The 8,273-nt window shown below is 75.1% G+C and carries 8 protein-coding genes; 2 read left to right on the top strand and 6 right to left on the bottom strand.

The genetic code is table 11. The features are described 5' to 3' along the window. The 5 genes from ACFWP2_RS09535 to ACFWP2_RS09515 form a co-directional block, all read right to left on the bottom strand. Positions 1–826: polysaccharide deacetylase family protein (locus ACFWP2_RS09535; protein WP_380449711.1), on the bottom strand; the 826-nt coding region annotated here is incomplete at its 3' end. A gap of 7 nt (positions 827–833) precedes the next feature. After that, entirely contained in the window at positions 834–1,601 is a 768-nt protein-coding gene (locus tag ACFWP2_RS09530) for an SDR family NAD(P)-dependent oxidoreductase (RefSeq protein ID WP_380449709.1), read from the bottom strand. Positions 1,602–1,799: 198 nt separating this feature from the next. Then, positions 1,800–2,687, bottom strand: a complete 888-nt coding sequence (locus ACFWP2_RS09525; protein ID WP_380449707.1) for a hypothetical protein — start codon at positions 2,685–2,687, stop codon at positions 1,800–1,802. Positions 2,688–2,867: 180 nt separating this feature from the next. Further along, entirely contained in the window at positions 2,868–3,833 is a 966-nt protein-coding gene (gene bla / locus ACFWP2_RS09520) for a class A beta-lactamase (protein WP_380449704.1), read from the bottom strand. A gap of 113 nt (positions 3,834–3,946) precedes the next feature. Beyond that, a complete protein-coding gene (locus tag ACFWP2_RS09515) occupies positions 3,947–4,750 on the bottom strand; it encodes an SAM-dependent methyltransferase (RefSeq protein ID WP_380449702.1) in 804 nt (267 codons plus the stop codon). A gap of 234 nt (positions 4,751–4,984) precedes the next feature. On the opposite strand from ACFWP2_RS09515, the gene ACFWP2_RS09510 reads away from it, so the two are divergent. Continuing rightward, a complete protein-coding gene (locus ACFWP2_RS09510; protein ID WP_380449700.1) occupies positions 4,985–5,635 on the top strand; it encodes an RNA polymerase sigma factor in 651 nt (216 codons plus the stop codon). Positions 5,636–5,694: 59 nt separating this feature from the next. Beyond that, positions 5,695–6,363 carry a hypothetical protein gene (locus tag ACFWP2_RS09505; protein ID WP_380449698.1) on the top strand — a complete coding sequence of 223 codons (669 nt, stop codon included), beginning with the start codon at positions 5,695–5,697 and terminating at the stop codon, positions 6,361–6,363. Positions 6,364–6,400: 37 nt separating this feature from the next. Here the strand turns inward: ACFWP2_RS09505 and ACFWP2_RS09500 are convergent, their stop codons facing one another. Beyond that, on the bottom strand, positions 6,401–8,236 hold the full coding sequence (locus ACFWP2_RS09500; RefSeq protein ID WP_380449696.1) for a condensation domain-containing protein: 1,836 nt from the start codon (positions 8,234–8,236) through the stop codon (positions 6,401–6,403). Between the last annotated feature and the right edge of the window lie 37 nt (positions 8,237–8,273).

Below are 8,273 nucleotides of genomic sequence, written 5' to 3'. Positions count from 1 at the left end.
CGGGGCGGGGGGGGGGGGGGGGGGGCGGGCGGGGGGGCCGGGGGGGGCCGCCCCCCCCGCCCCCCGGGGGGGGGGGGGCCGGCCCCCCCCCCCGTCCGGCCCGGGTCGGCACGGCGTGGTCGCGGAGGGGGCCGAGGGTGAGGCGGTGGGTGCGGCAGTGCGCGGCGATCAGGGGGAGGGCGGCGAGGGTGGCGCGCCAGGAGCCGGGGGCGGAGGTGCAGTCGGAGTCGTGCAGCAGGAGGGTGGCACCGCCGGTGAGGCCCGGACGGGCGGTCGCGTAGACGGACTCGCCGGTGGCGTCCACCGTCCAGTCGCGGCCCCAGGCCGTCCACAGCACGCTGCGCAGCCCGAGGCGGCGGGCTGCCAGGACCGGGCCGGCGGTGAGGACGCCGTACGGCGGGCGATACCAGAGCGGAGGGGTGCCACAGAGGTCGGTGACCGCCTCGGTGGCACGGCGCAGTTCGCGCAGGTCACGGACGGGGGCCGGGTACCACTGCTGCCGGTGGTACCAGCCGTGGACGGCCACCTCGTGGCCGCGCAGCACCAGCTCGCGACCGAGCGCGGGGGCCCGCTCCAGCATCGCGCCGAGCAGGAAGAAGGTGGCGCGGGCACCTAGTTCGTCCAGCGCGTCGAGGACGTACGGGGTGCTGCGCGGATCGGGGCCGTCGTCGAAGGTCAGGGCGATGTGGCCGGGCGAGGTGCCACGGCCGGCGGTGCGGCGGGCCAGGGTGCGGCGCAGCGGCGGCAGGCGGACGGCGGCCGGGGCGAGGTGCAGGAACTCGACGGCGGCCGCGGCGGTGGCGAGGGCCGTGATCCCGGTCGTCACCCCGGGCTCACCCGAAGCGCGAGGCCATCCGGCGGAACACGCCCGGGGCCACCCCGTGGATGCGGGCCGGCAGGCCGAGCCAGTGCGGGACGTAGAGCCGGTCGCGCTCCGTGGTGATGGTCGCGACCACGATGTCGGCGACCCGCTCCGCCGAGACCGGGCGCGGGCGTTCGCGCTGGTACGGCGTGCCGCGCCGGTCGAAGAACGGGGTGTCCACCGCCCCCGGGAGCACCAGGCGCACCCCCACCCCGGTGCCGCGCAGCTCGTACCAGAGGCTCTCCGCGAACATCGTCAGCCCGCCCTTGGTGGCGGCGTACCCCGACTCGTCCCGGACGCCGACCTGGCCGGCCATCGAGCCGAGCAGCACGATCCGGCCGTGGCGGCGCTCCAGCATGCCGGGCAGCAGCAGGCGGACCAGGCGCAGCGGGGCGGCCAGGTTGACCTCGATCATCCGGTCCAGGGTGTCGGAGGGCGTCCGCGCGTACGGGCCGCGCCAGCCCAGGCCGGCGCTCGCGATGAGGGCGTCCACCCGGCCGGTCGCGGCCAGGGCGGCCTCCGCGAGGCGGGCCGGGCCGTCCGGCTTGCTCAGGTCCTCGGGCAGGGCGCGGCCGCCGGTGCGGTCGGCGAGTTCGTCGAGGCGGGCGCGGTCGGTGCCGGAGAGCAGGGTGTGCCAGCCGGCGTCGGCCAGGCGGGTGGCGGTGGCGTGGCCGATCCCGGAGGAGGCACCGGTGATCAGCGCGACCGGGCGGTCGGCCGGGTCGGGCCGGCCCTTCATGGTCTTCGGAGCCTCCGGGTCCTCCGGGGCCTTCGGGGCCTTTCGGGCCGTGAGATCCGTCGAGTCCGTGGGGGCCTTCGGGCCTGACCGCCGGGGTCGGGAGTGGGACTCCTCCGCCATCGGGCACCTGCCGCTCTGAGGGCGCGTCGCCGTCCGTTTTGTCCGGCAAGTCACCTTCGCATGACGGAGCCGTCCGGGCTACCGGGGCGGAGTGGCGGGCTCCGCCCCGGTGTCCCGGTGCGGGGCGTACAGCTCGGCGGACTCGCCCTCCAGCTCGCCGAAGCGGGAGAGCACGAAGGTGCCGCCCACCGCGACCACGAAGCCGGTCAGCGCGCACCACTCGAACCCGGGGCGGGCAGCGTCCCCGAGCACCGTCACACCGATCAGCGCCGGACCGAAGGTCTCGGTCACCGTCCCGGCGGCGGTCGCGGCCGTGACCGTTCCGCGCTGCAGGGCCAGGGCGTAGGCGAGGTAGCCGCCGAGGCCGCCGACGGCGAGGGCGTAGGCGGCCGGATCGGTGAGGACGGCGGCCAAGCCGGAGGCGTCCAGAACCCGCACGGCCAGGCTGGTCACCCCGAAGCCGACCCCGGCCAGCAGCCCCAGCCCGGCCGCGGCCGCGTTGCCCTCCCGGCGCACCAGGACCACGATGGCGAGCAGCATGACGGCGGTGGTGGCGAGCAGCGCCCAGTGGAAGGCGGGCGCGGCGTGGTCACGGCCCTCCCGTCCGGAGCCGAGCGCCAGCAGGGTCAGGCCGAGGACCACCGCGAGGATGCCCGCGAGATCGCCCCGGCGCAGCCGCGCGCCCAGCAGCCAGACGGCGGCCACGGCGGTGACGGCCAGGCTGGCGTTGGTGACGGCCTGGACGAGGAAGAGCGGGAGGGTGCGCAGGGCGACGATGCTCAGCACGAAGCCGACGATGTCCAGCAGCGTGCCGAGGATGAACTGCCAGGACCGCACCAGCGCGGCCAGCAGGCCCGCGTGCACCCGGTCGGCGCGCGGGGCCGACCGCGCCCCGCGCGCCTGGAACACTGCCCCGAAGCCGAAGCAGACGGTCGCGACCAGCGCGGTGGTGAGTCCCAGCAGCATGCCTCTCCCTGCCTCGCGGGGCAGCATCGGTCCACCACCAGTCTGTGCCCGGGGGGACGGGGGCGCACGGGTGGGGCGCACGAGTGGACGCACGGGATGAGGGGCACCGCTGGGACGCTCCCGCCGCCCGCCCGGCCCCGTCGCAGGATGCGGGCCGGGCGGGCGGGCGGGAGCGTAGTGTCAGCCGAGCGCGCCCGCGAGCAGGGTGGCCGTCCGGGCGACCAGGGGCTCGTCCTTCGCGGCCGCCTCGTCCGCCGGCTTGGTGACCAGCACGGCGAGCAGCACGGGGGCGCCGGCCGGCGTCCAGGCGATGCCGACGTCGTTGGTGGTGCCGTGGCGGCCGGTGCCGGTCTTGTCGGCCAGGGCCCAGTCGGCCGGGAGGCCCGCGCGGAACCGGTTGGTGCTGGTGGTGTTGGCCAGCAGCCAGGCGGTCAGCTGGTCCCGCTTGGCCGGCGGCAGAGCGTCACCGAGTGCGAGCCGGCCGTAGGTGCGGGCGATGGCGTGCGGGGTGGTGATGTCCGTGCGGCGGCCGGGCTCGGCGCTGTTGAGCTCGGGCTCCCAGCGGTCCAGACGGGTGACGCGGTCGCCGATCGAACGGGCGAAGCGGGTGACGGCGGTCGGTCCGCCGAGTTCGCGGAGCAACAGGTTGGCCGCGGTGTTGTCGCTGTAGTCGATGGTGGCGGCACACAGCTCGGCGACGGTCATGCCGTTCGCCACGTTCTCCGCCTTGCCCGTGATCGGGGCGCCCCCGTGGTCGACGGGGTCGAGGGAGCCGCCGGCCCGCGTGACGTCCTCGGCGGTGTACCGGATCCGCTTGGCCAGGAACTCGCCGTCGCGGTCCAGGTCCCGCAGGACGGCGGCAACGGCGACGGTCTTGAAGATCGAGCAGATCGGGAAGAGCTCTTCCGCACGGTAGCTGACGGTCCGGCCGGTGGTCAGGTTGCGGCCGTAGACGCCGAGCCGGGCGGAGTGCTCCTGTTCGAGCGCGGCGAGGGCCGGGTGGAGGCCGGCCCCGGCGGTCGGGTCGCCCGCCGTCGCCGCGAGTGCCGGGACGGCGGTCGCGGCGGTGACGGCGACGGCCGCCCCGAAACCGAGGCCGAGGACGGCGCGTCGGCTGTGACGGACCTCCGAAGGCTGCGAGTACATGCTCCCCCTCTGATCGAATGTCATCGATGCTCGCGGCGCGAGCCGCGTTCTCGATCGCCAGGACGCCGCCCGTGCGCCGATGGTTCGTCAGCAGCACGAATTCATCTGGAGGTTCACGGACAGAGGGCCACCGCGGCGTACAGCGACACCTCCGAGGCGGCGCCGGGCACCTCGCCGGGGGCGGGCCGCCACTGCGCGATGGGGACCAACCCCGGGTCGAGGAAGGTCCAGCCGTCGAAGAAGCGGGCGATCTCCGCCCGGGTTCGGGCCTGGGCCGCGGTGCCGGCGGCCTCGTAGATCCGGGTCAGCCTGGCGATGTCCTCGGGTGCGAACTCGGGGCTGACGTGGGTCAGCACCAGGGCGCTGCCGGGCGCGAGGGCGGACTTGAGGCGCTCGACCAGGTCGTGCGCGCCGCGGGTGTCGGGGACGAAGTGGAGCAGGGCGTTGAGGGAGAGCGCGACCGGGCGGGACAGGTCGAGGGTCTCCCGCAGGCCCGGGGCGGCGAGCAGCCCGGCCGGATCGGTGACGTCCGCCTCGACGTACGCGGTGCGGCCCTCGGGGGTGCCGGTGAGCAGGGCCTGGGCGTGCGAGAGCACGATCGGATCGTTGTCGGCGTACACCACCCGGGCGTTCGGCCTGATGCCCTGGGCGACCTCGTGCAGGTTGGGCGAGGTGGGGATGCCGGTGCCTATGTCGATGAACTGGTCGAAGCCGGCCTCGGCGAGCGCACGGGTCGACCGCTGCATGAAGGCACGGTTGACGCGGGCGGCGGCCCGCAGCCACGGCGCGACGGCGAGGGCCTGTCCGGCGGCCTCGCGGTCGGCCGCGAAGTTGGTGAATCCGCCGAGGAAGTAGTCGTACATCCGGGCCGAGTGCGGCACGTTCAGCCGCAGGTCCACCCCGTCGTAGAGACCCATCGCGCTCTCCCCCCGGTTCCGTTCCCGATCGATCGTTCCTGACCACGATAGGCGGGACCGTTCGCGTTCCGAACAGCTTCGGAGCATTCCAACGAACCGACGGAGCCCATGAGATGACCATCTGTATTCGGATTGCATCCTGGAGTGACGAGCCTGATGGAATGAGGATGGGCACCGACAGCCCGACCCTCGGGTGGCCGGGTGAGCAGCCGACGGCCACGGAAAGCAGGCTCGATGACGATCGACAGGGGTGCCCCGGCGCGCAGGTTCCGGGGCGGAACGGCCGTGGCGCACATCCGCGGAGCGGAGGCGGAGCCGGCGGCCTGCTCCGCCCGTACCCCCCGGTCCGACCCCGAACTCCGCCTCGGCGTCGCCTACGCCGCCTTCTGCGAGACGCACGAACCCGCCTGGCACGCCCTCGCGTTGACCCGGATAGGCAACCAAGCCGACGCGACGCTGGTGGTCGGGGCGGTGAAGTCCGATCTGGCCCGCTGCTGGCCGCAGGTCCTGCGGTTCGAGGAACCGGCCGCGTACGCCTGGCGGTTGGCCAACCGGCACGTCTCGGACTGGGTCGCCGCCGAGCAGCCGGTGGAGGTCGAGGCGGTCACCTTCGCGGCGGTGATCGGGGCCTTCAAGCAGGTGGCGAAGGGACTGCTGCACAGCGAGGCCGACGAGGTGCGGCTGTACGCGGCGATCCTCGAACTGCCGGACCGGCAGCGGGATGTGGTGATCCTGCGCTACCTGCTCGGCCTGCACGTCAAAGTGATCGCGGCGTACCTGGGGCGGCCGGCGGCGACGGTGCACTCCAACCTCCGGCACGCCCGGGACCGGCTGGCCCGCCGACTCGGGGTGGGCGAACTCCCCGACGACGAGGGCGAACTGTGACAGCCCGACCGGACGACGGCGCCCCGCCCGCGGCGGAATCGGCAGACGGTGGGCGCACGGTGTTCCCCGTTCCCCGGGCCGAACGCGCCCATGCGGAACGGATCGCGGCGCTGCGCCGGGCCCGGCTCACCGCCGCGCCCACCCACCTGCCGTCCGAGCACGAGCAGGCGGCCTTCGAACTCGGCCTGGTGGTGGCCCTGGTGCTGGGCGCGCCGGACGCCTCGCGCGGACTCGACCTGCTGGTGAACGCGCGCCGCATCGAGCCGGAGGGGGCCGAGGTGTTCGGCGCGCTGCTGTACGCCACCGGCAAGGAGGAGGGTGCCGAGTTCTGGTGGCGCTTCGCGGCGGGCTCGGGCAGCGGAACGGCCGCGTACTGCCTGCACCTGCACCACCTGATGCTCGGCGAGACGGACGACGCCGACTACTGGCGGGCCTGGTCGGACCAGCTCACGACGGTCGAACGCCCGCCCGGGCCGAGGGCGTTGCGGATGAACCGGCCGCTGCTGCCGGACGACGTACGGCGGGACATCCTCTCCCGGGTGCACCGGGGGCTCGCCCCGCAGCTGCCGCCGGCGCTGGTCGCGGTGATCGACCGGCTGCCGGTGCAGGACGGCGACGTGGAGGAGGTGCCGAGCCCGTGGGGGCTCACCTCGGGGGCGACCTCCGCCTGCACCTGGGACGACCTTCCGTGGGAGGCGGTGGACGACCACGGCGCCCCGTGGGGGTGAGTGCCCCGCGGGCTGCCGTGATCATCCCTTCAGGTGATCATCCCGTCAGGTGAGCGCCCTCCAGATGTGCGCCCTCCAGGTGAGCGTCCTCCAGGCGAGCACGGTCGGATGAACCCTGTCGGATGAGCGCCGACAGCCGGGCGAGGACGGCCGGGTCGCGCCCGCTGCCGGTTTCGGTCCGCTCCCCCGCCGGGGTGGTGCGCCGGACGACGTACAGGTGCGGCGCCATCGCGGTGTCGCGGCCGGCCAGCTCGGCGACCACGGCGCGGTGGGCCTCGGCGGGGCCGAACGCGGGGTCGACGGCGGCCACCTCGGCCACCAGCCTTCCCTCGCTCTCCGAGAGCCGGTGCTCCCCGAGCGCGGCGCGAAGGAGCTCGCGGACGGCCGCGAGATCGATCCAGGAGCCGTCGATCAGCCTCCATTCACCGACCCGGTCGGCCCCCGGCGGGCCGAGCGCCGCGGGCAGATCGGCCAGCAGCACCGGGCCTTCGGCGGCCGCCGCGAGCACGGCGGGCAGCGCCCGGGCGAAGCCCTCGGCCTCCTCGGGGTCGAGCACCTGGGGGCAGGCGATCAGGGCGAAGTCCAGGCTGCCGCTGATCCGCAGGATGGTGAGCATCAGCCGGACGGGCAGCGGCGGGGCGGGCAGCACGGTGAGTTCGGGGTCGGTGGCCGGGGGCGGCTGGGCGTCGGCGACGGCGGCCGGGATGGTGAGACTCAGGTCGTTGACGACCACCTGGCGGCCGAACCGGGCGCCACGCTGATGGGCCGCGTCGTCCACCAGCTGCCAGACCTTCTCGGCGTCCAGGGTGCTGTGCCAGTAGGCGCTCAGCGAGGCGGACTTGGTGCGGCCGATCAGCTGGTCGAGGTCGGCCGCACCGGTGTCGAGCAGGATCAGGGCGTCCTGGGCGAGGGTGCCGACATGGTCGATCAGGGCGGCGCGCTGGCGGTTGGCGGAGAGCGCGGAGAGCACCAGCTCGGACCGGCCGGCGCGGTGGGCGACCAGCGCGGCGAAGGCGGCGAGCAGCACGACCGAGGGGCTGGCGCCGGTGCGCCGGCAGACCGCGGCGAGATCGTCGGCGGCGGTGCGCGAGCGGACCAGCAGGGCGCTGTGGTCGCGGGGCGGGCCGCTGATCCGCGCGTCGGAGAAGACGCCCACCGGGCCGGCGGTCAGGATCCGGGCCCAGTGCCGAAGCGCGGCCGCGGACCTGCGGCGGCCCTGGACGCTCTGCTCCGCCACGGCGATCCGCAGCGGGGTCGGCGCGGTGACCGGCGGCAGTTCCTTCCCGGCGGCGAGGGCGTACCAGTCCTGGATCAGCACCGCGGTGGCGGCGCCGTCGGCGCCCGCGTGGCAGACCACGGCGACCAGCCGAAGCAGCCGCTCGCCTGCGGCGATCAGGGTGAACCGGAGCCTCGGCGGCACGGCGAGGTCCACCGGGACGGCGACATCCGCCCACCCCAACTCCTGTGCCATGGAGTCCAGTTCGGCATCGGAGCGACGGCCGGCCTCGACCACGGAGACGGTGAAGCGGCCGTCCCGGTGCACCACCTGGCGCTCCGGGAAACCGTCCGGGCCGGGGCCCGCGGGAAAGGAGGTCCGCAAGGACTCGTGCCGCTCGACCAGCAGGCGCAGGGCGACCAGCCCGGAGGGGACCGAGGTGCCGTCGGGCACCGGCCAGACGGACTCCTTGTTGATCGTCTCGGGAGCGCCGGCCCGGATGCAGCGGATCATGTTGTCCTGGCCGCGGGTGAGCGGTCCGGAGCCGCCGCTCTCGGCGGCGTAGCGGACGGCGACCCGCCTGGTGGTCGGATTCGTGCCGCGCGATGTCCCGCCGAGTGACGTCGGATCGAGGGGTGGAGCGTCGTGCGGTGTCACGTCGTACGCGCCTTTCGGCTTGCCGGGGAGGGCCGGG

Origin of the sequence: Kitasatospora sp. NPDC058444, assembly GCF_042721415.1 — a bacterium.
Classification (GTDB): Bacteria; Actinomycetota; Actinomycetes; order Streptomycetales; family Streptomycetaceae; genus Kitasatospora.
Note: the sequence above shows the minus strand (reverse complement) of the source record. Positions and strands in the feature narration are given on the sequence as shown.